Raw genomic sequence first — 26,104 nt, 5'->3', positions numbered from 1 at the left:
GACCGATGAACGATCTCACCGAAATGGCTACCTTGTCCGCCGGCGCCGTGCCGGCCGACGTCGACGCGGCCGTCGCGCGCGCGACCGATGCGCTGCTGGCCGCGCAGCAGGCGGACGGACACTGGGTCTACGAACTCGAAGCGGACTCGACGATTCCCGCCGAATACGTGCTGCTCGTCCACTATCTGGGCGAGACGCCGAACCTCGAGCTCGAACAGAAGATCGGCAAGTATCTGCGCCGCATCCAGCAGGCCGACGGCGGCTGGCCGCTGTTCACCGACGGCGCACCGAACATCAGCGCGAGCGTGAAGGCGTATTTCGCGCTGAAGGTGATCGGCGACGACGAGAACGCCGAGCACATGCAGCGCGCGCGCCGCGCCATCCATGCGATGGGCGGCGCCGAGATGTCGAACGTGTTCACGCGCATCCAGCTCGCGCTGTACGGTGCGATTCCGTGGCGCGCGGTGCCGATGATGCCGGTCGAGATCATGCTGCTGCCGCAGTGGTTCCCGTTCCACCTGTCGAAGGTGTCATACTGGGCGCGCACGGTGATCGTGCCGCTGCTCGTGCTGAATGCGAAGCGTCCGCTCGCGAAGAACCCGCGCGGCGTGCGCATCGACGAGCTGTTCATCGACCCGCCCGTCAACGCCGGGCTGCTGCCGCGCCAGGGGCACCAGAGTGCCGGCTGGTTCGCGTTCTTTCGCGTGGTCGACCATGCGCTGCGCGCGGTCGACGGCCTGTTCCCGAGCTACACGCGCGAACGCGCGATCCGCCAGGCCGTGTCGTTCGTCGACGAGCGCCTGAACGGCGAGGACGGCCTCGGCGCGATCTATCCGGCGATGGCCAACGCAGTGATGATGTACGACGTGCTCGGCTACGCGGAAGATCATCCGAACCGCGCGCTCGCGCGCAAGTCGGTCGAGAAGCTGCTCGTCGTGCACGACGACGAAGCGTATTGCCAGCCGTGCCTGTCGCCCGTGTGGGACACGTCGCTCGTCGCGCATGCGCTGCTCGAGACCGGCGACGCCCGTGCCGAGCAAGCCGTGCTGCGCGGCCTCGAATGGCTGCGCCCGCTGCAGATTCTCGACGTGCGCGGCGACTGGATCTCGCGCCGCCCGAACGTGCGGCCCGGCGGCTGGGCGTTCCAGTACGCGAACGCGCACTACCCGGACGTCGACGATACGGCCGTGGTCGTGATGGCGATGGATCGCGCGCAGAAGCTCACGCAGTCGGACACGTATCGCGAATCGATGGCGCGTGCGCGCGAATGGGTCGTCGGCATGCAGAGCAGCGACGGCGGCTGGGGCGCGTTCGAACCGGAAAACACGCAGTACTACCTGAACAACATCCCGTTCTCCGATCACGGCGCGCTGCTCGATCCGCCGACGGCCGACGTGTCGGGCCGCTGCCTGTCGATGCTGTCGCAACTCGGCGAGACGCCGCTGAACAGCGAGCCGGCCCGCCGCGCGCTCGACTACATGCTGAAGGAGCAGGAGCCGGACGGCAGCTGGTACGGCCGCTGGGGGATGAACTACGTGTACGGCACGTGGACGGCCCTGTGCTCGCTGAACGCGGCCGGCCTGACGCCGGACGATCCGCGCATGAAGCGCGCGGCGCAGTGGCTGCTGTCGATCCAGAACAAGGACGGCGGCTGGGGCGAGGACGGCGACAGCTACAAGCTCAATTACCGCGGTTACGAGCAGGCGCCGAGCACGGCGTCGCAGACGGCCTGGGCGCTGCTCGGCCTGATGGCGGCCGGCGAGGTGAACAACCCGGCCGTGGCGCGCGGCGTCGACTACCTGGTCGCCCAGCAGAACGAAGAAGGCCTGTGGGACGAGACGCGCTTCACGGCGACGGGCTTCCCGCGCGTGTTCTACCTGCGCTACCACGGCTATCGCAAGTTCTTCCCGCTGTGGGCGCTCGCGCGCTACCGCACCCTGAAGCGCGCGAACGCGACGCGCGTGACGGTCGGGATGTAACGCGTGGCGACGACGCAGCACAACGGCGCATTGCCCGTCATCGCGGTGACGGGAATGGCGTTCGAGGCGCGCATCGCGCGCGGCGACGGCGTCGAAGCCGTGTTCGCCGCGCGGGCCGACCGGCTCGAGCGCGCGCTGGCCGAAGCGACCGCGCGCGGTTGCGCGGGCATCGTCAGCTTCGGCACGGCCGGCGGGCTCGCGCCCGACCTCGCGCCGGGCGCGCTCGTGATCGCGGACGCGATCGACGGGCCGTTCGGCCGCGTGCAGACCGATGCGGGCTGGAACGCGCGGCTCGTCGCCGCGCTGCACGACACGCCGGTGTGGGCGCGGGTCACGCGCGGCACGATGGCGGCGGTCGGCGCGCCGGTGGTCGGCGAGCAGGAAAAGACGTCGCTGCATCGTGCGAAGGGCGCGCTCGCCGTCGACATGGAATCGCATATCGCGGCGGCCTTCGCGGCCGCGCGCGGCGTGCCGTTCGCGGTGTGCCGCGCGATCGTCGATCCGGCGTGGCGCACGCTGCCGCGCGCGGCGACGGCCGGCCTGCGCGACGACGGCAGCACGGCGATCCTGCCGATCCTGCGCGAACTGCTGAAGCAGCCGTCGCAGCTCGGCCCGCTGCTGCAGGTCGCGGGCGATGCGCGGGCGGCGCGCACGACCCTGATTCAGGCCCGGCACGCGTTCGAGCGGGCGGGCGCGATGCGGATCGTCTGAGCGGCATTCGCCGCTGTCCTCGCCCCGTCCCGGTTTGCCGTTTCGTGCGGACAAAAAAAGAGCGCTGCATCGTGCAGCGCTCTTTGCTTTCGCGCGGCCGCCGTTGTGGCGTTACTGCGCGGCCGGGCTGCTCGCCGGCAGCGTCGGCATTGCCGGCGCGATCGGTGCACCGTTGGCGGCCGGCGCTGTCGTGGCGCCCGACGATGCGGGGGCCGATGCCGATGCGGCAGCCGGCGCGCTCGCCGGCATCGCATTGTCCGCACCCGGGTCGTCGTACTGCGGCAACCCCGGCGCGGCCGGCGCATTGTTCGGCGCCGCGCCCGATGCGCCGCCCGACTCGCCCGGATCCTCATAGTTCGGCAAGCCGCCCGGCGTGGCCGGCGTAGCCGCCGGCACCGCGCCGGCTTCACCCGGCTCCGCGTAGTTCGGCGCCGCGGCCGATGCCGACTGGCCGTGATACGTCAACGACTTGCGCTGCTGCAGATACGCGTCGCGCACGAACGAATACGGATCGAGCGCGGCCTGTTTCAGCAGGTCGGTCGCGCCGAGCAGGTCCGAACGCGCGCTGATGAACTGCGCGATGTACATCGGGTTGCGCGCGGCCGGCTCGATGTAGTTCAGCAGGTTGAAGCGCACGTCCACCGCGCGGCCGACGCCGTCGCGGATCGTGCTCGGCCCGAACACCGGCAGCACGAGGTACGGGCCGGACGGCATGCCCCAGCGCGCCATCGTCAGCCCGAAATCCTGGTGATGCTTCGGCAGCCCGGCCGGCGTCGCGATGTCGATCAGGCCGGCGACGCCGAACAGCGAGTTCATCGCCACGCGCATCAGATCCTGCGTCGCATCGGTGATGCGCAACTGCAGCAGGTTGTTCGCCATGTTGCCGAGATCGCCGAGGTTCGAGAAGAAGTTGCTGATCGCGGTGCGCACCGGCGTCGGCGTGACCTTCTGGTAACCCTTCGCGATCGGCTGCGCGATGTTCGTGTCGACCGTGTCGTTGAACTTGTACATCGCCCGGTTCATCGGCTCGAGCGGGTCGTTGGGATTGCGGTTCGGTCCCGTCGCGCAGCCGGTCAGCATCGCGCTGGCGGCGACGGTCGCCGCAATGATTCGCACCTTATTCATTGATTCCTTGCGATTGGTTCTTGGCGCGGTTGACGCGCGGTTTGCCCATCAGGACGGGCTGGAACACCACGGCGCCGATCAGCGTACAGGTCAGGGCCAGCGCGAGCAGCTTGCCCATGCTCGACGTGCCCGGATGGTGCGACAGCCACAGGCTGCCGAAGGCGGTCGCCGTCGTCGCGGCGCTGAACAGCACGGCGTGCGTGAGGCTCGAATGCAGCAGCCCCGTCTGCCCCGCGCGCCACGCCATCACGAAATACACCTTGAACGCGACGCCGACGCCGAGCATCAGCGGCAGCGCGATGATGTTCGCGAAGTTCAGCGACATGCCGAGCACGACGCACATCTCGAGCGTCACGATGCCCGACACGAGCAGCGGCACCAGCGTGCGCAGCACGTCGCCGAAGCGGCGCAGCGTGACCCACAGCAGGACCGTGATCGAGATGATCGACCACAGCGCCGCGTGCAGGAACGCGTTGATGATCGTGTCGGCCGAATGCAGGATCGAGATCGGCCCGCCGGTCGCACCCGGTTCCGCGGCCTTCACGGCCTTGGCGAAACGGCGCAGCATCGTGTCGTCGTTCGGATCGACGCCCTTCGGCACCTTCGGCGAGATTTGCACGAGCGCGTGGCCGTCCGGCGCGACCCAGTCGCGCACGATCTGCGGCGGCAGCGATTCGCGCGTGATGTCCTGCGGCTGCAGCAGCGCGGCGAGCTGGTTGAGCGCGATGCGCAGCGTATCGGAGAACGCGCGTTCGGCACGGTCGCGCGTCGCGCTGTCGGCGGCGGCGAGCTTCGCGAGCGACGCGGACAGGTGCTGCGCGGCCGCGGCGCCCGGGCCCGGGTGATCCTCGGCCGCATAGCCGAGCAGGTCGGACACGCGCTTGAGCGCGGCCACGCGTTGCGCGTCGGTCGCGGGCGGCGCGGCCGGCTGCGTGAGCGCGGGCAGCAGTTCGCTCGCGGCCGCGGCGATTGCCGCGCGCTTGGCCGGCTGGTCGGCGGGAATGAAGGTCGACAGCGTGGTCGTGCGGCCGACTTCGGGCAGCGCATCGAGGCGCTTCGCGGCCACATCGGCTTGCGCGAGCGATGGCGCGAGCAGCGTGACGTCGTTGACGGCCGCTTCCGGCGAATCCTTCAGTGCGAGCAGCGTCGCCATCGATTCGCTGTTCGGATCCTTCAGGTGCAGCGGGTTGAAGTCGAAATGCAGGAACGCGAGCAGCGGCAGCGCGCCGATCACGACCGCGAGCGTGCCGATCAGGATCGGCTTGCGATGGCGATCGAGGTAATCGTCGACCGGCGCGAGCCACGGGAAGCCGGGCGTCTTCGATTCGCCCGGCGGCGCGAACAGGCGCAGCAGCGCGGGCAGCAGCGTGAGCGTGGTCAGCAGCGCGACGAACATCCCGACGCCCGCGATCAGGCCGAGCTCGGACACGCCGCGATACGCGGTGGGGATGAACGAGAAGAAGCTCGCGGCGACGGCCGCGGTGGCGAGCGCGAGCGGCATGCCCATCGAATGCGCGGCGCCGATCAGCGCGTGATCGATGCGCTCGTCGCGGAAGCGTTCCTCGCGGTACTTCACGCCGTACTGGATCGAGAAGTCGACGCCGAGCCCCACGAACAGCACCATGAACGCGACCGAGATCATGTTCAGCGAGCCGACCATCGCGAGGCCGAGCGCGGCCGTCACGACGAGGCCGACGAACAGCGTGACGAGCACTGAGGCGATCATCCGCTTCGAGCGCAGCGCCAGCCACAGGATGACGAGCACGGCGAGCAGCGTGAGCACGCCATTGAGCGCGGCGCCGTCTTCGACCGACGCGAATTCGTCGTCGGCGAGCGGTTGTTCGCCGGTCAGGCGTACGGCCGCGCCGTAGCGCTTTTCGAGATCGAGCGAGCGGGCCGCGTCGCGGATCACCTGGCTCGTTGCCGCGCCGGCCTTCAGCGCACCGTAGTTGACCACCGGCTGCACGGTGACGAACGCGCGCGCGGGCTGCCGCGCGGCGTCGTTGTCGACCAGCGTGCGCCACGAGAACGCGGCCGGCTTGCCGGCCAGCACGTCGTCGACCGTCGCCGCGCTGCGCGCGAGCAGCTTCGCCATCGCGGGCAGCTTTACCTGGCCGGTCAGCAGCGGCTGGCCGAGCGTGGTGGACAGCGTGGTGGCGAGCCCGGTGAGGCTCGGGTTCTTTGCGAGTTCGTTGACGAGCGGGCGCGCGCTCGCGAGCTGCGCGGTCGTATCGGAGACTTCCTGCGGCGACAGGAACAGCAGCCCGTTGTGCTCGAAGAACGGCCCGCCGCCCGGTTCGGCGACCGGGCCGATGCGGCCGGCATCGGCGTCTTTCTGCAGCGCTTCGGTCAGCGCATGCGCGGCGGCAGTCGCGAATTCGGGCGCGGGCGCCTCGACGACCGCGAGGATCGTGCCGTTGCGTTGCGGGAACGCCTTGTCGATGGCCTGGCCGAGCGCGGCCCATTGCGGCTCCGCATCGACGAGCTTGCTGATGTCGGTGTTGATCTTGAAATGCTGTGCGACGTAGACCCCGCTGAAGGCGGCGATCGCGAGCGACAGGACGACGACCCAGACGGGGCGGCGCACCGACCACGCAACGAGTCGGACGATGAGAGATGTCACCATGTGGCGGTGGGGAGCGGCTGGCTAGGGCAAAGTAGCCAAGTATACCGGCGCAGCGCGGCGACGGTCGTGACGTTGCGGAGATTCGGGGCGGGAAGGATATTTGCTACCGGCGTGGCAATCGGATCGGGCGGGCTGGGTGATTTGTATGCGGATATTTACATCATCCCCGCGGCGGTGCGTCGACGGGCGCGCGAAGCGCCTGTGACAAACGGCGCTGAAAGGTAACAGTCGGTCACCGGCCGGCACCGCGGCGTTCGGCCCGGTATACTTTGCTCCACCGGCCGATGCAAAGAGCCGGCCGTTTTTTACCATCGAGTGCGAAATTCGTATGAAACGTCATCTGTTTGCTTTCGTCGCGGCGGCCGCCGTGTCGGTTTCCGCTTTCGCGCAGAGCGCGCCGGTCGATATCGTCCGCACGGCGGTCGAGGGCACCGTCAATGCGATGAAGGCCGATCCGGCCGCGCGCGGCGGTGACATGGCGAAGGTCACGCAGGTCGTCGAGCAGCGCTTCCTGCCCGCGACCAACTTCGAGCGTACGACCCGCATCGCGGTCGGCGACGCGTGGAAGCAGGCCACGCCGCAACAGCAGCAGGAGCTGTACAAGCAGTTCCGGCTGCTGATGACGCGCACCTACGCCGCGTCGCTCGCGCAGCTCGGCAACCAGGACGCGAAGTTCTCGTTCAAGGCTGGCGGCGCGTCGGGCGCCGACGCGCTCGTGCAGTCGACGGTGACGACGCCCGGCGACAGCCAGTCGGTCGGCTATCGTCTCGGCAAGGTCGGCAATGACTGGAAGATCTACGACATCGACATGTCGGGCGCGTGGTTGATCCAGGTGTACCAGGGCCAGTTCAAGAGCCAGCTCGCGACGGGCGGGATAGACGGGCTGATCGCGTATCTGCAGAAGCACAATTCGCGGACGAACTGAGCGCCGCTGCGCGTAGTTCGGATGCATGGAAGGCGCCTTCGGGCGCTTTTTCTATTCGTAGGGCGACCGAGCGGTAGAGAGGGGACTGCGATTGCGCGCTACTGACTCAGCGAATTACATACGAAGCGAAAAAAACAGCATCGTGGGGAATCAATGTGGCCAAGGAGCACAGTACCTTTTGCGGTGTCGCCCGTCGTCTCCCTACTCTCCAGCCCGCGAAGGCAAACCCAGGCGGTGGCCCAATCAGAAACCCGACTAGCAGAGCGACAAGCAGCCACGGCGGTGAGCACAGGTCGATCTCATGGCAACCGGGCCAGCCCGAAGGCAGTCGCAAGCCGATATGAATTCGCCCGTTGATCCGGCTTCCGATCCAGCATGCGAGCCATATAGTGATCAGGCCGGCGATCCAGTACAGGAGCAAGTATCCGACGCGTCTCATTTTGCGTTGCCGTCGGTCGCATGGTTAACGGGGTTTCCTGCGAGTCACGACAATTGCGCCGGCCATTGCGAAAACTAAAATCGATCCGCTCCATGTGACGAAAAATAGATTCGCGATCTCGGGGTTCGTGTCGAAGAGACTTCCCTTGCCACGCAGGACGAATGCTCCGTAAACGTAGAGCGTTCCCCAGCAGATCATTGTCGCGAGCGCTCCACCGACAAGTGCGCCTGCCACCACAGTCACGAGTTTCATTTGACGGGAAAAAACAAGATAGTTTTCGAATTTCGAAAATCCGACCAGATGCCCGGTAGGACTATATTCCATGAAATCCGCACGCCTGATCCGAAGCCGGTGAGTTTGCTTCCGTTCCAGAGGTCGACATGACCGCCACTCAAGTTGTCTGGCGGCTAAGGTCGTGACATTGCCTGCCCGATTCATGCCGGAAGTAACGGCGCCTTCTGCTTCCGCCTGGTCGTCGCACCATGAATTGCCGGAGAGCAGCGCGACGATGCGCGGTGGTGTCGCGCATCGACATTGAACGATGTCGCCGTCCGCTGCCGTTTCGCCCATAAACTTGATGCGCTTCGGCCCGCCAGTCTTGGCGATCTGGCCAGTGCTTTCACACGCTTCGCAGAACGCGAGGCCGCCGATCAGCGCAACCTGATGGCCGGCGTCGCCAAACGTGAATAGTGGCCCTGCGTAGGCAAGAATGTGTCCGCCGGTTTCCAGCTTGTCGCCGACAACGGCGATGCGGCGCATCATGATTTCGCTCCTCGGTCCAGGTCACCGATATCTACCGGCGATGCCGGGTGCCGCATGACGAGTTCACGCGCGTGTCATGCGAATCACGAGCACGGTGCTCGTTTCGGCAAGCGAAAGGATTCCATCGCTCCCAGGGCGAGGTCGATTGGACAAGTATGAATTCGAGGGTGAAGTGCGCAGCGCGCGAGTAATCCGCGCGTGTTCGCCGCTACCGCCGCCGATGCTCGACCGCGAACTTGATCAGTTCGGCCTGCCCTTCGATCTCCAGCTTGCGTTTCAGGTTGAGCCGGTGCGTCTCGACCGTGCGCACCGACAGCCCCGTCCGTTGCGCGATCTGCTTGCTCGACAGCCCTTCGGCCAGCGCGTCGAGGATGTCGCGCTCGCGCGGCGTCAGCCGGTCCAGCGGCGATGCCATCGCGCTGGCCTGGATCATCCGCGCGGCCAGCCCTTCGCTGAAGAACGTCTGCCCGGCCAGCACCGCGCCGATCGCGCGGACGATCTCGCTCGCCGGCGAGTCCTTCAGCAGGTAGCCGCTCGCGCCGGCGCGCACCGCCTGCGTCACGTACTCGATGTTGTCGTGCATCGACAGCATCAGCACGCGAATGCCCGGAAAGCGCTCGTGAAACACGGCCGCGAGCGTGATGCCGTTCATCCCGTTCATGCCGACGTCCATCAGCGCGAGATCGGGTTCGAGCGATGCGGCCAGCGCAAGCGCCTCGTCCGCGTTGCCGGCCTCGCCGACCACCGACAGGTCGGCCGCTTCGAGCCGCATCCGCAAGCCGTCGCGCACGAGCGGGTGATCGTCGACGAGCAGCAGTCGGGCGGCGGGCCGGGCGGTATCGGGGGCGCTCATGGGCAAAGGTCTCCGGTTATGGTGCGCATGCTCAGGCGGCGGCGCGCCGCAGCGGCACGCGCGCGGCGACGACGGTATGGCCGACCTGCGACGTGATCGTCAGCGTGCCGTCGAGCGCATCGAGGCGCTCGCGCATGTTGCGCAGGCCGATGCCGCGGCGCGCGTCGGCCTGCGAGCGTTCGGCGTCGAAGCCGCAGCCGTTGTCGGCGATGGTCAGCGTGACGAATTGCGCGCCGACGTCGAGCGTGACGGCCGCGCGCGACGCCCGCGCATGATGCACGATGTTGCTCAGCGCTTCCTGCGCGATCCGGAACAGCGCGGTGTTGACGGCTTCGGGCAGCGGCCGCGTGCCGCCGTGCGCGACCTGCGTATAGCCGATGTCGATGCCGCTTTCCGCGCCCAGCTCGCGCACGAGTTGCTCGAGCGCGGCCGCGAGACCGAGATCGTCGAGCATCGACGGACGCAGCGCATGCGAAATGCGCCGGACTTCGCGCAGCGTGTCGCCGAGCCGCCCGACGCCCGACGCGAGCGCCTGCTCGGCTTCGGGCACGCGCGACGCGCCGCGCTCGAAACGCGCGAGCGCGGATTCGAGTATCAGCTTCGCGGACACCATCATCTGGCTGATCCCGTCGTGCAGTTCGCGCGACAGCCGCGCACGCTCCTGCTCCTGCGATTCGACGACGCGCTGCGCGAGCAGCTTGAGCTTCGCGTCGGCGCTGCGCGACTCGCTGACGTTCAGCACCAGCGCGCACACGGCGATCGCCGCCGCGCCGGTGAGCGCGATCGCGGTGAGCCAGCTCATCGTGCGCTCGATGTTCGCGGACGCGCGCGCGTCGATGCGCTGCAGCGCGGTGTCGACGTCGTCGAGATAGATGCCGGTGCCGACCATCCAGCCCCAGCGCTCGAGCGCGACGACGTAGCCGAGCTTCGGCGCGACGCGGCCCGTCGATGGCCGCTGCCACGCGTAACGCACGTAGCCGCCGCCCTGCGAAGCCGCGCCGATCAGCTTCTGGATCGTCAGCGCGCCCTGCGGGTCGCGTATCGACCAGAAGTTGTGGCCGACGCGCTCGGGCTCGCGCGGATGCATCAGCGAATTGCCGTGCAGGTCGTAGACGAAGAAATAGCCGTCGGGGCCGAAATTCATCTTCTGCAGCATCGCGAGCGCCTGCGTGCGCAGCAGCGCGTCGTCGCGCGCATTGCGGCCGCTCGCGTCGTAGAGCGGCATGATCGCGCTCGTCGCGAGCTCGACGTAGTGTTTCAGCTCGACTTCCTTGCTCGACAGGTACGCGGCCTGGATCGTCGCGTGCTGCGTGCGCGCGAGCGACGTCGCCTGCTGACGCACGCCGAAACCGATGCCGGCGATCGCGAGCAGGAACGGCACGATGGCCAGAAGGAAGATCTTTGCCTTGAGTCTCATGGGGGTGCGAAGCGGCTGGCGTGGCGCGGCCGGCCAGGCGCGGCCGTCCGGGCGCATCGGTCGCGCGGTGGCGTATCGAGCCGGTATTGTCGGCGATTTTGCGGGCGGGGGCAGCGGCCCGGCGGTCGCCCGGCCGCTGCCCGTGCGCTCAGGCCCGCCGCGATGCGAGATTGGCGGGCGACGGGGCGGCCTGCACGGCGATACGGTTGCGCCCGCCTTCCTTCGCCCGATACAGCGCATCGTCGGCCCGTTTCAGCGCGGCCTGGATGTTGTCGTCGTGCTCGGGGTAGCTGGTCGTCACGCCGATGCTCACCGTCAGGCGGCCGACCGTGCCCGCGTCGTGCCGGATGCCGAGATCGAGGATGCCCGTGCGGATGGTTTCGGCGATCGTCACCGCGCCGTCCGTGTCGATGTCCGGCAGCACCACGACGAATTCCTCGCCGCCGTAGCGCGCCGCATAGTCGGCCGGGCGACGCAGGCAGCCGGCGATGCAATGGCCGACCGCGGCGAGTGCGTCGTCGCCGGCCTGGTGGCCCTGCGTGTCGTTGTAGCGCTTGAAGTCGTCGACGTCGATGAACAGCAGCGACAGCGCATGTTGCGAGCGCGCGGCGCGGCGCCATTCGCGCCCGAGCGTGACGTCGAGCATCCTGCGGTTGTCGAGGCCCGTCAGGCCGTCGGTGCGCGCGAGCGCCTGCAGCTCGGTTTCCGCGCGATGGCGTTTGCGCAGTTGCTCGTCGAGCAGCAGCGACAGGCCGACGAAGCCTATCGCGAGGGCGACCATCGCGGAGCCGATCGGGATCGCGCGGTCGTACCACGCGGCGTAGGTGTCCGCTTCCGAGCGCGCGACCATGACGATGAGCGGCAGGTGCTCGAGGTGCCGGAACACGTACAGGCGCCGCACGCCGTCGATCGATGCGGTATCGGCGAAGCTGCCTTCGCTGGCGGTCATGAATTGCCGGAACGTGCTCGCGCGGCTGATGTCGCGGCCGACGATCTTGGGGTCGTACGGCTCGCGCGCGACCATCCTGCCATCCGTGTTGATCAGCGCGACCGAACCGCGATCGCCGAGCGACAGGCGCGAGAACAGGTTCTGGAAATATTCGAGCCGGATCGACATCACCGCGACGCCGCCGAACGATCCGTCGGGCCGCGTGATCCGCCGGCTGAGCGCGATGCTCGGCGAGCCGCCGCGCAGCCGCGAGTGATACGGGGGGCTTACGTACAGGCCGACGTCGGGGCTGTCGCGGTGCACGGTGAAGTACGGTTCGTTGCGGAAGTTGGCCTTGCGCGGCACGTCGCTCATGCCGTCGACCGCGATGTCGCCTTTCGCGTCGAGCACGTAGATGCCGCCGAGATACTTGGCCGTCGTCGATCGGTCGAACAGCACCTGGCGGCGCAGCGCCATCGGCAGCCGGGCCACCGCGGGGTCGTTCACGCCCTCGACGACGGCCTGCAGCGACAGCGAATAGATCTCGATGTTGCGTTCGATGTCCCACGACGCCATCAGCGCGAGGTTCTGCTGCATGCTGCGCGAGCGGTCGCGCGCGTCGATGCGGCCTTCGTACAGCACGATTCCGCACAGCAGCAGCAGGATCAGCGCGATCAGCAGCCCCGTATAGAAGATCAGGTGCGGCAGGAGGGACCGGCGCAGATGAGCGGCGACACGGCTCGTCACGCCGGATTCGCTGGGCATTGCGTAGTCGGTTTCTGCCATGGTCCGTGGATCGGGGGCATCGTCGCCGGGCGGCGGGCCGATGCGATTGTTCGTATGACTACCGGTGGCGACCCGGTGCGCGCCCTTCCCGTGCCTGCCTTCCGCTTGGCGGAGAAACCGGGCGCCGATTATCGACAATCGCGGCCCGAGAAACCGATAAACCAGGTATTCACAGGTAACATCTGCTGCAATTCGACCCTCTGACGAATCGCGACGCGAATTGAACGGAGTATAACGCGCGTGTTTGCGTGCGCGGAAAATGTTGCAACCCGTTGATCGGGATCAAATTTCCGTGTAATCCCGGGCTTGCAAATGTCGGGCGGAGCGTTACCGCGCAAGGCTTTGCGGCAGCGCGGAAAAGTCACGCGGCGCACGCCGGCGGACCCGCGCGGATTAACGTCGGATGCGTTCCGCACGCGAAAGCGCGCGATATGTACCGATTATCGGTTTCAACGGCCGGGTGCACGCGAATATGAAAACGGGCGGCCACGCGGGCTGCCCGTTTCGCACGGTCGGCGTACAACCGGCACCCGGCATGCGGGCGAGCCGCATGCGCGGGGTCAGGCGCCGTGCTGTTGCGCCTTGAACGCGAGCCGGAACCGATGCAGCAGCGGCTCGGTATAGCCGCTCGGCTGCGACGTGCCTTGCAGCGCGAGCGCGCACGCGGCCTTGAACGCGGTCGACTGGTCGTAGCCGGGCGCCATCGGGCGATAGTTCGGATCGCCGGCGTTCTGCTGGTCGACGACGCGGGCCATCCGCTTGAACACGTCGAGCACGAACGCCTCGGTGATCACGCCGTGGCGCAGCCAGTTCGCGATGTGCTGGCTCGAGATGCGCAGCGTCGCGCGATCTTCCATCAGGCCGACGTCGTGGATGTCCGGCACCTTCGAGCAGCCGACGCCCTGTTCGACCCAGCGCACGACATAGCCGAGAATGCCCTGCGCGTTGTTCTCGACCTCGCTCAGGATTTCGGCCTCGCTCCACGCGGCGTGCTCGACGACCGGCACGGTCAGCAGCCCTTCGAGCAGCGCGTCGCGCTCGCGCGCGTACGGCGTCTTTTCGAGTTCCTGCTGGACGGCCTGCACGTCGACGAGGTGGTAGTGCAGCGCGTGCAGCGTCGCGGCGGTCGGCGACGGCACCCACGCGGTGTTCGCGCCGGCGCGCGGATGCGCGATCTTCTGCTCGAGCATCGCATGCATCAGGTCCGGCATCGCCCACATGCCCTTGCCGATCTGCGCGCGGCCGCGCAGGCCGGCCGACAGGCCCGCGAGCACGTTGTTGCGCTCGTACGACTGGATCCACGCCGACGATTTCATGTCGCCCTTGCGGATCATCGGGCCCGCTTCCATCGCGGTGTGCATCTCGTCGCCGGTGCGGTCGAGGAAGCCGGTGTTGATGAACGCGACGCGCGCGGCGGCGGCTGCGATGCACGCGGCGAGGTTCACGCTGGTGCGGCGTTCCTCGTCCATGATGCCCATCTTCAGCGTGTTGCGCGGCAGGCCGTAAAGATCCTCGATGCGCGCGAACAGCGTATCGGCGAACGCGACTTCGGCCGGGCCGTGCATCTTCGGCTTCACGATGTAGATCGAGCCCGTGCGCGAATTGCGCTTGGCCTTCAGGTCGTGCAGCGCGCACAGCGTCGTGACGACGCCGTCGAGGATCCCTTCCGGAATCTCGTTGCCGTCGCGATCGAGCACCGCGCCGTTGGTCATCAGGTGGCCGACGTTGCGCACGAACAGCAGCGAGCGGCCGTGCAGCGACAGCGTGCCGCCGGCCGGCGTCGTGTATTCGCGATCGGCGTTCAGGCGGCGCGTGAAGGTCTTGCCGCCCTTCGCCACTTCCTCGACGAGCGTGCCCTGCATCAGGCCGAGCCAGTTGCGGTAGAGCTGGACCTTGTCGTCGGCGTCGACCGCCGCGACCGAATCCTCGCAGTCGATGATCGTGCTGACCGCGGCTTCGAGCACGACGTCCTTCACGTTCGCGAGATCGGCGCGGCCGATCGGCGTCGACGCGTCGATCTGGATCTCGAGGTGCAGGCCGTTGTGCTTCAGCAGAATCGCGGACGGCGCACCGGCCGCGCCCTGGTAGCCGACGAATTGCGCCGGCTGCGCGAGCGCGACGGTGCCCTGCGCGGTTTCGACCGCGAGCTGGCCGTCCTGCACGCGGTAGCGCAGCGCGTCGCGGTGCGAGCCGCTCGCGAGCGGCGCCGCGTTGTCGAGCACGTTGCGCGCATAGTCGATCACGCGCTGGCCGCGCGTCGGGTTGTAGGCTGCCGTGCGTTCGGCGCCGCCGTCTTCCGGCAGCGCGTCGGTGCCGTACAGCGCGTCGTACAGGCTGCCCCAGCGCGCATTCGCGGCGTTCAGCGCATAGCGCGCGTTCGACAGCGGCACGACGAGCTGCGGGCCGGCCTGCGTGGCGATCTCGCTGTCGACGTTCGCGGTGGCTGCCGCGACGTTCGACGGGACCGGCACGAGGTAGCCGATGTGTTCGAGGAACGCGCGATACGCGGCGTGGTCGCGTACCGGGCCGGGGTGGGCGCGATGCCACGCGTCGAGTTCCTGCTGCAGGCGGTCGCGCTCGGCGAGCAACGCGCGATTGCGCGGCGCGAGGTCGTGCACCAGCGCCGAGAAACCGCTCCAGAACGCGGCCTTGTCGATGCCGGTGCCCGGCAGCGCTTCGTTTTCAATGAACTGGCTCAGCGCTGGCGCGACTTGCAGTCCTGCTTGGTCGATCATCGTGATTCCTCCCGGGGAATGAAAAACGCGCGCGTTGGCTGTAGGGCCTGTTCACGCTAATAACGGGCTTGCGCTGGCCCCCAGAAGGGCCGAGCGCAAGGATTGCGACGAAGCGAATACTCGACGTATTCGCGAGGAGCATGACGCGGCGATCGGCCCTTCTGGGGGCCAGCCCCACGAACGATTTCTCCAAACAGGGGAACGTGCCTTTCCACCCGCATGGCGGCGTCGTTCGTCGTTGCAATAGCTACGGCTATTGCGCCTCCTCTCTCCTTGCCCTGCGGCTGGAAAGGCACGTTCGCAAGCCCGTTATTAGCGTGAACAGGCCCTAGGCCACGACGCTTTGTGTACCGGCGCGGGCGATCTGCGCGTCCTGTTCGGACTTTACGCCAGACACACCGATCGCGCCTGCAATCCGGCCGCCGACCGTGACCGGCACGCCGCCTTCGAGCAAGCCCGACAGCGGCGCGCTCAGGAACGCGGTGCGGCCACCGTTGATCATATCCTCATACGCCTTCGTTTCGCGACGGCCGAGCGCCGCCGCCCGCGCCTTGTCCTGCGCGATGACGCTGCTGGCCGGCGATGCGCCGTTCAGCCGCGCGAACGCAAGCAGATGGCCGCCATCGTCGACGACGGCGATCGACACGGCCCAGCCGTGGCGTTCCGCTTCCGCGCGGGCCGCGGCGAGCATGCGCTCGGCATCGGCCAGTTCGAGTTCGGGTTTCGTTTGCATGGCGTTCCTCCGGAATAGGCGGTCAGTCGACCAGCCGGTTGTCGACGAGTTCGATCCAGTGGCGCACGGGCGTGCGGCCCGCGCCGTTCAGGTGAGTCTGGCAGCCGACGTTGGCGGTGACAATCAGGTCCGGCTGCGCGGCTTCGAGCGCATCGAGCTTGTTGTCGCGTAATGTCGTCGCGAGCGCGGGCTGCGTCAGCGAATAGGTGCCGGCCGAGCCGCAGCACAGATGGCCATCGGCGACATTCGTCAGATCGAAGCCGAGCCGCGTGAGGATGCTTTCCACCGCGCCGCCCAGGCGCTGCGCGTGCTGCAGCGTGCACGGGCAGTGCACCGCGACGCGCCGTGGCGTCGCATCGGCGAGCGCGTCGAGCGGCTCGGTCGCGATCACTTCGGCCAGATCGCGCGCGAGTGCGCTGACGCGCCGCGCCTTCTCCGCGTAGACGGGGTCGGAGCGCAGCAGGTCGCCGTATTCCTTCACGAACGCGCCGCAGCCGCTCGCGGTCAGCACGATCGCTTCCGCGCCGGCCTCGATCGCCGGCCACCATGCGTCGACGTTGCGGCGGGCGCGCTGAAGGCCCGCTTCCTGCGCATTCAGGTGATATTCGGTCGCGCCGCAGCAGCCGGCTTCGCGCGCCGGCGTCACGCTGATGCCGAGCCGGTCGAGCACGCGCGCGGCGGCCGCATTGGTGTTCGGCGACAGCGCCGGCTGCACGCAGCCCTCGAGCATCAGCACGCGCCGCGCATGACGCACGGCCGGGCGCGGCGCGGCCGCGGGCACGGCGGCCGGGATCTTGTCCTGCAGCGCGCCGGGCAGCAACGGGCGCAGCGCGCGGCCGGCCTTCAGCAGCGCGGCGAACGTCGCCGGGCGCGGCACCGCGTGACGCAACCCCGCACGCAGCAGGCGCTCGCGCGCCGGCCGCCGCGCGCGCTTCTCGGCTTCCGCGCGGCCGATGTCGAGCAGCGTGTGGTAGCGCACGCCGGACGGGCAGGTCGTCTCGCAGTTGCGGCACGTCAGGCAGCGGTCGAGGTGCCGTTGCGTGCGTTCGCCGCACGGCTCCCCTTCGAGCAGCTGCTTGATCAGGTAGATGCGGCCGCGCGGCCCGTCGAGCTCGTTGCCGAGCACCTGATAGGTCGGGCAGGTCGCATTGCAGAAGCCGCAGTGCACGCATGCGCGCAGGATCGCTTCCGCTTCGTCGGCCCCGGCGAGGGCCTTGCTTGCTTCGCTGAGGTTGGTTTGCATCGGCGGGTCGAAGTCGGTTGGCGTCAGAAGTCGGCGTAGAGCCGGCCGGGATTGAAAATCGCGTGCGGGTCGAGCTGCGCCTTGAGTTGCCGGTGCACGCGGAGCAGCGCGGGCGGCAGCGGCTGGAACGGCTCGGGCGTCACGCCCGGCGTGAAGCAGGTCGCATGACCGCCCCATTGCACGGCGAAGCGCTGCACGTCGGCCGGCGCGGCATCGCTCTTGAGCCAGCGCTGTGCGCCGCCCCAGTCGACGAGCTGCGCACCGGCGAGCGCGTCGAGCGGCGCGGCGGCCGGCACCGACACGCGCCACAGCGGGCGCGGATCGTCGAAGAACGGCAGCGACAGGTCGCGCAGACGGGCCCAGAAGCCGTCGTCGCGATCGTCCATCCGGTCGCCGCCGATCGTGTCGCGCGCGGCCTTCACCGAGCCCTCGCCGCCTTCGAGCCGCACGCGCAGCACGCCGTCCGCATGGCACGCGCCGGCCAGCGGCAGCCCCGCGCGGCGCCACGCGGCGACGCGTTGCACGGCTTCGTCCGCCGGGAGCGTCAACGCGAGATCGCCGGTCGCACGCGGCTTCGGCAGCACCTTCAGCGATACCTCGGTCACGACGCCGAGGCAGCCGAAACTGCCGGCGAGCAGCCGCGACACGTCGTAGCCCGCGACGTTCTTCATCACCTCGCCGCCGAAGCGCAGATGCTTCGCGTGGCCGGTGATCACGCGGCAGCCGAGCACGAAATCGCGCACCGCGCCGGCCCACGGGCGGCGCGGGCCCGACAGCGCCGCCGCGAACATGCCGCCGACCGTCGCCGCGCCGCCGAACGACGGCGGCTCGCACGGCAGCATCTGGCCGGCCGTGTCGAGCATCGCGTCGAGATCGGCGAGCGGCGTGCCCGCGCGCGCGGTGATCACGAGTTCGGTCGGGTCGTACGACACGACGCCGCGATGCGTGCGCACGTCGAGCGTGCGGCCTTCGACCGGCCGCCCGACGAACGCCTTCGTGCCGGCGCCGCGGATGTGCAGCGGCTGGCGATCGTGGATCGCCGCATCGACCTGCGCGACGAGCGCCGCGCTGTCGTCGATCGATTCGGGTTCGCGTTCGCGTCGCATCAGAAGCGCTCCAGTTCGGGAAACGGCAGCTTGCCGTGATGGACATGCATCGCGCCGAATTCGGCGCAGCGGTGCAGCGTCGGGATGTTCTTGCCGGGATTGAGCAGGCGCTGCGGATCGAACGCGGCCTTCACCGCATGAAAGAACGTGATTTCGTCGGTGTTGAACTGCACGCACATCTGGTTGATCTTCTCGCGCCCGACGCCGTGTTCGCCGGTGATGCTGCCGCCCACGGCGACGCACAGCGCGAGGATCTTGCCGCCGAGCGCTTCCGCGCGGTCGAGCTCGCCGGGCCGGTTCGCATCGAACAGGATCAGCGGATGCATGTTGCCGTCGCCCGCGTGGAACACGTTCGCGACCGGCAGCCCGTATTCGGCGGACAGCGCGGCGATTCCTTCGAGCACGCGCGGCAGCTCGCGGCGCGGGATCGTGCCGTCCATGCAGTAGTAGTCGGGCGACATCCGGCCGACGGCCGGGAACGCGTTCTTGCGGCCGGCCCAGAAGCGCTGGCGCTCGGCTTCGTCGCGCGCGACGCGGATCTCGCTTGCGCCCGCGTCGCGCAGCAGCGCGGCGACGCGTTCGGCGTCTTCTTCGACATCGGCCGCGGCGCCGTCGAGTTCGCACAGCAGGATCGCCTGCGCGTCGACCGGATAGCCCGCGTGGATGAAATCCTCGGCCGCGCGGATCGCGAGGTTGTCCATCATCTCGAGGCCGCCGGGAATCACGCCCGCGCCGATGATCCGCGCGACCGCGGCGCCGGCCTCGGCGACGTCGTCGAAGCTCGCCATCAACACCTTCACGCTCGGCGGTTTCGGCAGCAGCTTCACGGTCACTTCGGTGACGATTCCGAGCATTCCCTCGGAGCCGGTGAACAGCGCGAGCAGGTCGAAGCCCGGTGCGTCGAGCGCATCGGCGCCGAGCGTGACCGTGTCGCCGTCGATCGTGAGGATCTCGACCTTCAGGATGTTGTGCACCGTGAGCCCGTATTTCAGGCAATGCACGCCGCCCGCGTTCTCGGCCACGTTGCCGCCGATCGAGCACGCGATCTGCGACGACGGATCGGGCGCGTAGTAGAGGCCGTGCGGCGCGGCGGCCTGCGAGATCGCGAGGTTGCGCACGCCGGGCTGCACGCGTGCGATGCCGGCATCGGGGTCGATGTCGAGAATCCGGTTGAACTTCGCCATCACCAGCAGGATGCCTTTTTCGAGCGGCATCGCGCCGCCCGACAGCCCCGTGCCCGCGCCGCGCGCGACGACCGGCACGCCGTGCGCGGCCGCGACGCGCAGCACCGCGCGCACCTGGTCGACCGTATCGGGCAGCACGACCGCGAGCGGCACCGTGCGGTACGCGGCGAGGCCGTCGCATTCGAACGGCTTCAACGCCTCGCGTTCGTGCAGCACGTCCAGGCCGGGCGCCGCCGCGTGCAGCGCGGCGACGAGCGTGGCACGGTCGACGCCCGTCAGTGGGCCGTCGATCCGTTCGTCGTAGATGAAACTCATCGTGTGTCTCCGTCTCCACCTTGCGGCTGGCCGCGCGATGCGCGACACGCCGGATGGACGGCATTCTTGGCGGGACGCGCGGGCCTGTCCAGCCGTGTTGAAGGTGGTCGTACCAGTTTTTGGAAAGTCGTCGGGTGCGATTTCTTTAATGAACGATAAAAACCAATGACAACAAGGCTTTGTGAGAAAATCGACGACGTTCGTCCAGAGTGGTCATACCAGTATGGAAATGCAGGATCGAGAGCGGCCGGCGCGGCGCGTGGCCGACGTCGTCGCCGAGCGGATCGAGCAGTTGATCGTCGACGGCGTGCTGAAGGCCGGGCAGGCGCTGCCGTCGGAGCGGCGGCTGACCGAGAAGCTCGGTGTGTCGCGCACGGCCGTGCGCGAAGGCATGAAGCTGCTGCACGCGCGCGGGATCATCGACACGACGCACGGCAAGGGTTCGTTCGTCGCGAGCCTGACCCCGCAGCGCGCGATCACGCCGATGATGCATCTGCTCGGCTCGCAGCCGCGCACGCTGTACGACCTGTTCGAGGTGCGCGGGATGCTCGAGGCCGAAGCCGCCCGGCTTGCGGCGCTGCGCGGCACGCCGGCCGATTTCATCCTGATCCGGCGCCGCTACGAGGAAATGACGGCGGCCGACGCGCAGGATCTCGATCCCGCCGCGCGCGCGAAGCTCGACCACGCGTTTCATCTGGCGATCTGCGAGGCATCGCACAACCCGGTGCTCGTCAATACGCTGCAGTCGCTGACCGACCTGCTGCTCAGCTCGGTGTTCGCGTCGGTGAACAACCTCTATCACCGCGAACCGCTGAAGAAGCAGATCGACCGCCAGCATGCGCGGCTTTACAACGCGGTCACCGGCCGGCTGCCCGATCAGGCGCGCAAGGCCGCGAGCGAACATATCCGTCAGTGCGTCGACTATCTGCGCGAGATCGAGCAGGAGGAACAGCGGCTCGTGCGCTCGACGTTGCGGCTCGAAGGGTGGACGTGAGCGGGCGGGCTTGGCCGGCGCGGTAACCGCTAGAATTGCGGTTTTAGCCCGGAACACGTCCATGTCTTTTGCCTCGCTTGGCCTGATCGAGCCGTTGCTGCGTAACCTGCAGGGCCTCAATTACCAGACACCCACGCCGGTGCAGGCCAAGGCGATTCCCGTCGTGCTCGGCGGCAAGGACGTCATGGCCGCCGCACAGACCGGCACCGGCAAGACGGCCGGCTTTGCGCTGCCGCTGTTGCAGCGGCTCGTGCAGCACGGCCCGGCGGTATCGAGCAACCGTGCGCGCGTGCTGGTGCTGGTGCCCACCCGCGAACTGGCCGAGCAAGTGCTGCAAAGCTTCGTCGAGTACGGCAAGGGCCTCGATCTGCGATTCCTGGCCGCCTACGGCGGGGTGAGCATCAATCCTCAGATGATGAAGCTGCGCAAGGGCGTCGACGTGCTCGTGGCGACGCCCGGCCGCTTGCTCGACCTCAATCGCCAGAACGCCGTGCAGTTCGACCAGGTCCAGACACTGGTGCTCGATGAAGCCGACCGCATGCTCGATCTCGGCTTCGCGCGCGAACTCGACGCGGTGTTTGCCGCGTTGCCCGCCAAGCGCCAGACACTGCTGTTCTCCGCGACGTTCTCCGACGAAATCCGCGCGCTGGCGGCCGGCATTCTGCGCAGCCCGGTCGACATCAGCGTCAGCCCGCCCAACGCCACGGCCAGCAAGATCAAGCAGTGGGTTGTGCCCGTCGACAAGCGGAACAAGCCCGACCTCTTCATGCACCTCGTGGCCCAAAACAAGTGGGAGCACGCGCTGGTGTTCGTCAAGACCCGCAATGGCGTCGATTATCTGGCGGTCATGCTGGAGAAGGCCGGCTATGCGGTCGATACGATCCACGGCGACAAGCCGCAGCCCGCGCGTCTGCGCGCGCTGGAGCGCTTCAAGACGGGCGAAGTGCAGATGCTGGTCGCCACCGACGTGGCGGCGCGCGGGCTGGATATCGACGATCTGCCGCTGGTGATCAACGTCGATCTGCCGATCGTTGCGCAAGACTACGTGCACCGTATCGGCCGCACCGGCCGCGCGGGCGCGAGCGGCGTCGCGGTGTCGCTCGTGTGCGCCGACGAAGCGCCGCAACTGGCCGCGATCGAAGCGCTGATCCGGCAGACGCTGCGGCGGGAAGAGGAGCCGGGTTTCGAAGCCGACCACCGCGTGCCGGAAACCAGCGCGACGGGTCAGCTCATCAAGAAACCCAAAAAGCCGAAGAAACCCAAGGTGCCGCAAGCTGCGCCGGCGGCCCGACAGGCGCCGGGCAAGAAGCCGCATACGCAAGGTGGCGGAGGCAAGCGCACGTCCGGGACGCAGCACGCGGTGGCCAATGGTGCGGGTCAAGGCCCGGACTACACCATCGGCAGCCCGTTCAGCGTGCAGAAGCCGCGTAGCAAACCGGCGGCCAAGCCGGCTGCGGGGAAGGCCGCCGGCAAATCTGCCGGGGGGCGCGGCAAACCGGGCAAGCCGTCCCGGTAGATTGAACCCTTCCCTTTTCGACGTGCCCGATACGATTGAACCGCCCGATGAAGTGAACGCAAACGGGCGGCTCGGAACAGCGCTGCCGGTTTTCTCGTTCGCGGCGTGAAACCGCGCACGACAGCGGCTTCCCCGCATGACCCATGATGTGCGATGACTGAAGTGAGAGACGGAATGACGATGACATTCGACGAGGCGACGACGGCGGCGATCGCCGCGTTTGCCCAACTGGATTTCTACACGGCCGTGCAAGCGATGCGCGCCGAAGCCGATTACGACCACGAACGGGACCAATGGATTTCGCGCTATATCGACGAACAGGGCGGCGGCATGGACGATGCGGAATACGACGCCCTGCACGCGCGGGCGCAGGCCACCCCGGAATACGCGGCGTTCATCGACGGGGTTCGCCGGGAAATTCTGGCGTACTTCGGCGTGACCGACGAGCAGCTGGACTGGATGATCGTGCTGCGCGAGGACGACAGCGATGAACTGTGGGCGGAGGTCAACCGGCAGCGCAGCGCGTTGGGAACCGGCGAAGTGCGCGGGGATCTCTGACCAGGCCCGTCATTCGTCGGTACGATGGGGGCGCCATTTGAAGGTCGGCTCCGCACCACGTACTGGACACTCGCCTATCCATCAATCCTCTCGCGCCAGTCGCAGCAAGATATCGGCGAGGGCCCGAATTTTCGGTTGTGTCGCCCGTTGGGGCGGATAGACGAGGAAGTAGGAAAGGCCGTCTTCAGCCACATCGTCAAACGGTGTCACCAGCGATCCGGCACGGAGCCGGTCTCTCGCCATTCGCGGGTCGCCGATTGCAATGCCGTGCCCTTCCATCGATGCCGCGAGCGTCAATTCGAGGGTATCGAACACGAGCCCGCGCCCCGCGTCGATCTGGCGCGCCCCCACGTGATCGAGCCAGCATCTCCACTCTGCGCGGCTGGGCCCGGGATGGAGCAAATCGACGTGCGCCAAGTCGGCAACCGATCGCAGCGATGTCGCCAACGCGGGCGAGCACATCGGCGTGAGCCGCTCGGGAAACAGCGGTACGGCTTCCATACCGGTCCACTGTCCCGTGCCTCGCACGATGATGGCGTCGACGTCGGACGTCGTGAAATCGGGCGTGTCGTCCGCGGATGTCGAAATACGCAGCTCCGTCCCGCTCATTGCGCGTTGAATGTCCGGCAGCCGCGGGAGCAGCCAGCGAACGGCGAACGTGGACGGCAACTTCAACGTGAGCACCGAGGTCGCCCGTGCATGGGAATCCGCGTGCCGAACGAGTTGCGTGAGCACGTCGACCGCGACCGTCAGCAGTGCATTGCCTTCTGGCGTCAACGTCAGCCCCGATACATGGCGCACGAACAGTGCGCATCGATAGTGCGTCTCCAACTGCTGTATCTGGCGGCTCACGGCGCCTTGCGTGCGGCATAGATGATCCGCGGCCTTGCTGACGCTGCCCAGCTGCGCCGCGGCGACGAACGACTGAATCGCCGCCAACGGCGGGAGCGGCCGCGTCAGGTCAGCGAGCGGATATGCATGCGCCGCATACCCGGGTTGCGAATTTTTCGATTGTTCGGTCATCGGTGCGTCGCTATCGTGCGTCTACCGGATGCCCCGTTCTTGCGAATGAACGGGGCTGTCGACGAATGATCGGAGGATAATTTTGGGCTCAACGTCGGAATCACTCTACACGGAACGGGTTCGCGCTTACCTGCGGGAACTGGAGCGCGGCGATGTCGGCGCCATCTGCGCGCTATTCACGCCGGACGCGCGGATTTTCTCGCCATTTCTCGGCTGGATGCACCCCGAGCCCTTCTTTTCGAAGGTCGCGGCCGCATCGGGAGAAAGCAGGATTACACCGATCGATATCTGCGTCAGCACGAGTGGGGCGCGACGTGCGACAGGTTACTTCATCTACGACTGGGCCCTGAAAGACGGTTCGGTGGCGCGCTTCGAGTGCGTCGACGTGTTCGAGTTCGACCCCGCCGGGCTGATCGAACGGATGATCATCGTGTACGACACCCATCCGATTCGCAGTACGGTCGGCGACAAATACGCGTAGTGGAATCGATGTCGCTCGATATCGAAGACTGGCGTCCGCGGAGGGCGGTTCCGCACGACGCCAAACTTCCGCGGACGCTGTCTCTCAGGCTTTGTAAGGAAGTCGAAGCATATTTCGAAGACCGATGTCGATCAAAGTCGCGCCCATGTGCGAAGCACGTCGAAATCCCGGCAAGCTACGCGTCTGCGTCGCGGTGTTCTCTGTCGAAATTCAGCCGTGCTTCCCGGAAGCGGTCCGCATTCTCGACGATCCAGGTCCACAGCGGGACCATCCTGACGAGCAGGTCCATGCCCGTGTCGGACAACTCGTATTCGACTCGAGGCGGGACTTCTTCGAAATCGTGACGGAGCACCAGGCCGTCACGTTCGAGCTGCCGTAACGTGCGCGTCAACATGCGCTGAGTCACCCCATGCATGCGCCTGCCGATTTCCGCATGGCGCAGTCGGCCGTACACGCCGAGCGTGTGGACGACACCGAGCGACCAACGGCTTCCGGCATGGGCGAGCACCTCCCGCCGCAACCCGTCATCATCGTCTCGCAGGCCGTCGCACACGGTCTGCGAATATCGGAGAAGTTCGTCTCGATCCAACTATCTCGCTCCCAGTATCACGCGTGTACCTTCTTTCAAACACAACCATGCATCGCTAGACTGCGTGCAACTCAATTCCTCAGCAGGCTAAACGATGAACCCAGCAGACCCTGACGCGACTTCCCGAAACATTCTCGTGCTCGGTGCTGGCGAACTCGGCCTCCCGGTACTACGCAATCTTGCACGTCGAGCGAAGGACATCGCCGGCGCGAAGATCAGCGTGCTGCTGCGCGCGAGTGCCCTCGAGTCCAGCGCACCCGCCAAGCGGCATGATATCGCGGAGATTCGGGCGCTTGGGATCGAGATCGTCGTAGGCGATTTCGTGAAGCATTCCATCGACGAACTCGCCGCCCTGTTCGCGCGATATGACACGGTAATCGGTTGCGCGGGCATTACAGCCGGCATCGATACGCCGATGAAGTTGGCGCGGGCTGCGTTGCAGGCGCGCATCCCGAGGTACTTCCCGTGGCAGTTCGGGGTCGATTTCGACGTGATCGGCCGCGGCAGTCCGCAGGACATCTTCGACGCCCAGCTGGACGTGCGCGAATTGCTGCGCAGTCAGCACCAGACCGAGTGGGTCATCATTTCGACCGGCATGTTCACGAGCTACCTGTTCGAGCCGGACTTCGGTGTAGTCGATCTGCAAAACGACGCGGTCCACGCGCTGGGCAGCCTCGACACCGCCGTGACGCTGACGACGCCCGACGATATCGGCGCGCTGACTGCCGCGATCGTGTTCGCGCAACCCCGTATCCGGAACGAGATCGTGTATCTGGCTGGCGACACCGTGACTTACGGGGAGGTCGCCGACAAGCTGGAAGCGGCCCTCGGCCGCCCCTTCAGCCGTTCGGTGTGGACTGAGCAGTACTTGCTCGATGAGCTGGCGCGCGACCCGAACAACATGATGCGCAAGTATCGCGCGGCATTTGCTCAAGGGCGGGGCGTCGCATGGGACAAGAGCGGGACGTTCAATCAACGCCACGCCATCCCGGTCACCGACGTGGCGTCGTGGATCAATGCCAACCTCGCTTCGGGCCGCAGCGACTAATCGCGAACCCGACCATCCGGGCAAACGG

21 protein-coding genes are annotated in these 26,104 nt (G+C 67.5%); 8 read left to right on the top strand and 13 right to left on the bottom strand.

What is annotated here, in order from left to right; all coding sequences use genetic code 11:
- Positions 1-5 precede the first annotated feature (5 nt).
- On the top strand, positions 6-1,979 hold the full coding sequence (shc, locus tag CFB89_RS28740) for a squalene--hopene cyclase (RefSeq protein WP_089470895.1): 1,974 nt from the start codon (positions 6-8) through the stop codon (positions 1,977-1,979).
- A gap of 3 nt (positions 1,980-1,982) precedes the next feature.
- Positions 1,983-2,690: a phosphorylase gene (locus CFB89_RS28735; protein ID WP_089470894.1), complete on the top strand. Its 708-nt coding sequence runs from the start codon at positions 1,983-1,985 to the stop codon at positions 2,688-2,690.
- 111 nt (positions 2,691-2,801) lie between these two features.
- Here CFB89_RS28735 and CFB89_RS28730 read toward each other — a convergent pair whose 3' ends face one another.
- Entirely contained in the window at positions 2,802-3,815 is a 1,014-nt protein-coding gene (locus CFB89_RS28730) for a VacJ family lipoprotein (protein ID WP_089470893.1), read from the bottom strand.
- Entirely contained in the window at positions 3,808-6,441 is a 2,634-nt protein-coding gene (locus tag CFB89_RS28725; RefSeq protein ID WP_089470892.1) for an MMPL family transporter, read from the bottom strand. The genes CFB89_RS28730 and CFB89_RS28725 overlap by 8 nt, the downstream gene beginning before the upstream one ends.
- A gap of 328 nt (positions 6,442-6,769) precedes the next feature.
- Between CFB89_RS28725 and CFB89_RS28715 the strand changes: the two genes are divergently transcribed.
- A complete protein-coding gene (locus tag CFB89_RS28715) occupies positions 6,770-7,366 on the top strand; it encodes a phospholipid-binding protein MlaC (protein ID WP_027781786.1) in 597 nt (198 codons plus the stop codon).
- Between the two features lie 463 nt (positions 7,367-7,829).
- Here the strand turns inward: CFB89_RS28715 and CFB89_RS35545 are convergent, their stop codons facing one another.
- The 9 genes from CFB89_RS35545 to glcD all read right to left on the bottom strand — a co-directional run bounded on the left by CFB89_RS35545 (position 7,830) and on the right by glcD (position 19,867).
- Entirely contained in the window at positions 7,830-8,567 is a 738-nt protein-coding gene (locus CFB89_RS35545; protein WP_256979782.1) for a PAAR domain-containing protein, read from the bottom strand.
- A gap of 208 nt (positions 8,568-8,775) precedes the next feature.
- Entirely contained in the window at positions 8,776-9,420 is a 645-nt protein-coding gene (locus tag CFB89_RS28705) for a response regulator transcription factor (protein WP_089470891.1), read from the bottom strand.
- Between the two features lie 31 nt (positions 9,421-9,451).
- Positions 9,452-10,837: a cache domain-containing protein gene (locus tag CFB89_RS28700; protein ID WP_089470890.1), complete on the bottom strand. Its 1,386-nt coding sequence runs from the start codon at positions 10,835-10,837 to the stop codon at positions 9,452-9,454.
- A 148-nt stretch (positions 10,838-10,985) separates the two neighbouring features.
- Positions 10,986-12,551, bottom strand: a complete 1,566-nt coding sequence (locus tag CFB89_RS28695; protein WP_089470889.1) for a sensor domain-containing diguanylate cyclase — start codon at positions 12,549-12,551, stop codon at positions 10,986-10,988.
- Between the two features lie 560 nt (positions 12,552-13,111).
- Positions 13,112-15,286, bottom strand: coding sequence for a malate synthase G (locus CFB89_RS28690; protein WP_089470888.1), 2,175 nt, complete (start codon positions 15,284-15,286; stop codon positions 13,112-13,114).
- Positions 15,287-15,614: 328 nt separating this feature from the next.
- Complete coding sequence (locus tag CFB89_RS28680) at positions 15,615-16,019, bottom strand: heme-binding protein (RefSeq protein ID WP_089470886.1); 405 nt, start codon at positions 16,017-16,019, stop codon at positions 15,615-15,617.
- A gap of 22 nt (positions 16,020-16,041) precedes the next feature.
- Positions 16,042-17,262 carry a glycolate oxidase subunit GlcF gene (glcF, locus tag CFB89_RS28675; RefSeq protein ID WP_089470885.1) on the bottom strand — a complete coding sequence of 407 codons (1,221 nt, stop codon included), beginning with the start codon at positions 17,260-17,262 and terminating at the stop codon, positions 16,042-16,044.
- 23 nt (positions 17,263-17,285) lie between these two features.
- Positions 17,286-18,368, bottom strand: a complete 1,083-nt coding sequence (gene glcE, locus CFB89_RS28670) for a glycolate oxidase subunit GlcE (RefSeq protein WP_089470884.1) — start codon at positions 18,366-18,368, stop codon at positions 17,286-17,288.
- A complete protein-coding gene (glcD, locus tag CFB89_RS28665; RefSeq protein WP_089470883.1) occupies positions 18,368-19,867 on the bottom strand; it encodes a glycolate oxidase subunit GlcD in 1,500 nt (499 codons plus the stop codon). The genes glcE and glcD overlap by 1 nt, the downstream gene beginning before the upstream one ends.
- A 223-nt stretch (positions 19,868-20,090) precedes the next feature.
- Between glcD and glcC the strand changes: the two genes are divergently transcribed.
- The 3 genes from glcC to CFB89_RS28650 all read left to right on the top strand — a co-directional run bounded on the left by glcC (position 20,091) and on the right by CFB89_RS28650 (position 22,935).
- Positions 20,091-20,861, top strand: coding sequence for a transcriptional regulator GlcC (gene glcC / locus CFB89_RS28660; RefSeq protein WP_050013449.1), 771 nt, complete (start codon positions 20,091-20,093; stop codon positions 20,859-20,861).
- Between the two features lie 61 nt (positions 20,862-20,922).
- Positions 20,923-22,377 carry a DEAD/DEAH box helicase gene (locus CFB89_RS28655; RefSeq protein WP_089470882.1) on the top strand — a complete coding sequence of 485 codons (1,455 nt, stop codon included), beginning with the start codon at positions 20,923-20,925 and terminating at the stop codon, positions 22,375-22,377.
- 174 nt (positions 22,378-22,551) lie between these two features.
- On the top strand, positions 22,552-22,935 hold the full coding sequence (locus tag CFB89_RS28650; RefSeq protein ID WP_089470881.1) for an ATP-dependent protease: 384 nt from the start codon (positions 22,552-22,554) through the stop codon (positions 22,933-22,935).
- 81 nt (positions 22,936-23,016) lie between these two features.
- On the opposite strand, the gene CFB89_RS28645 is transcribed toward CFB89_RS28650, so the two are convergent.
- On the bottom strand, positions 23,017-23,958 hold the full coding sequence (locus CFB89_RS28645) for a LysR substrate-binding domain-containing protein (RefSeq protein WP_089470880.1): 942 nt from the start codon (positions 23,956-23,958) through the stop codon (positions 23,017-23,019).
- A gap of 82 nt (positions 23,959-24,040) precedes the next feature.
- On the opposite strand from CFB89_RS28645, the gene CFB89_RS28640 reads away from it, so the two are divergent.
- Positions 24,041-24,439: a nuclear transport factor 2 family protein gene (locus CFB89_RS28640; protein ID WP_179233550.1), complete on the top strand. Its 399-nt coding sequence runs from the start codon at positions 24,041-24,043 to the stop codon at positions 24,437-24,439.
- A 175-nt stretch (positions 24,440-24,614) separates the two neighbouring features.
- Here CFB89_RS28640 and CFB89_RS28635 read toward each other — a convergent pair whose 3' ends face one another.
- The gene (locus CFB89_RS28635) at positions 24,615-25,028 is read right to left on the bottom strand and encodes a helix-turn-helix domain-containing protein (RefSeq protein WP_089470878.1); all 414 of its coding nucleotides are present in this window, start codon (positions 25,026-25,028) and stop codon (positions 24,615-24,617) included.
- 94 nt (positions 25,029-25,122) lie between these two features.
- On the opposite strand from CFB89_RS28635, the gene CFB89_RS28630 reads away from it, so the two are divergent.
- Positions 25,123-26,076 carry an aromatic alcohol reductase gene (locus CFB89_RS28630; protein ID WP_089470877.1) on the top strand — a complete coding sequence of 318 codons (954 nt, stop codon included), beginning with the start codon at positions 25,123-25,125 and terminating at the stop codon, positions 26,074-26,076.
- The last annotated feature ends 28 nt before the right edge of the window (positions 26,077-26,104 follow it).

Source organism: Burkholderia sp. AU16741, assembly GCF_002223345.1.
Lineage (GTDB): Bacteria > Pseudomonadota > Gammaproteobacteria > Burkholderiales > Burkholderiaceae > Burkholderia > Burkholderia sola.
The sequence above is the reverse complement of the archived record's forward strand: the minus strand, read 5'-3'. Positions and strand labels throughout refer to the sequence as shown.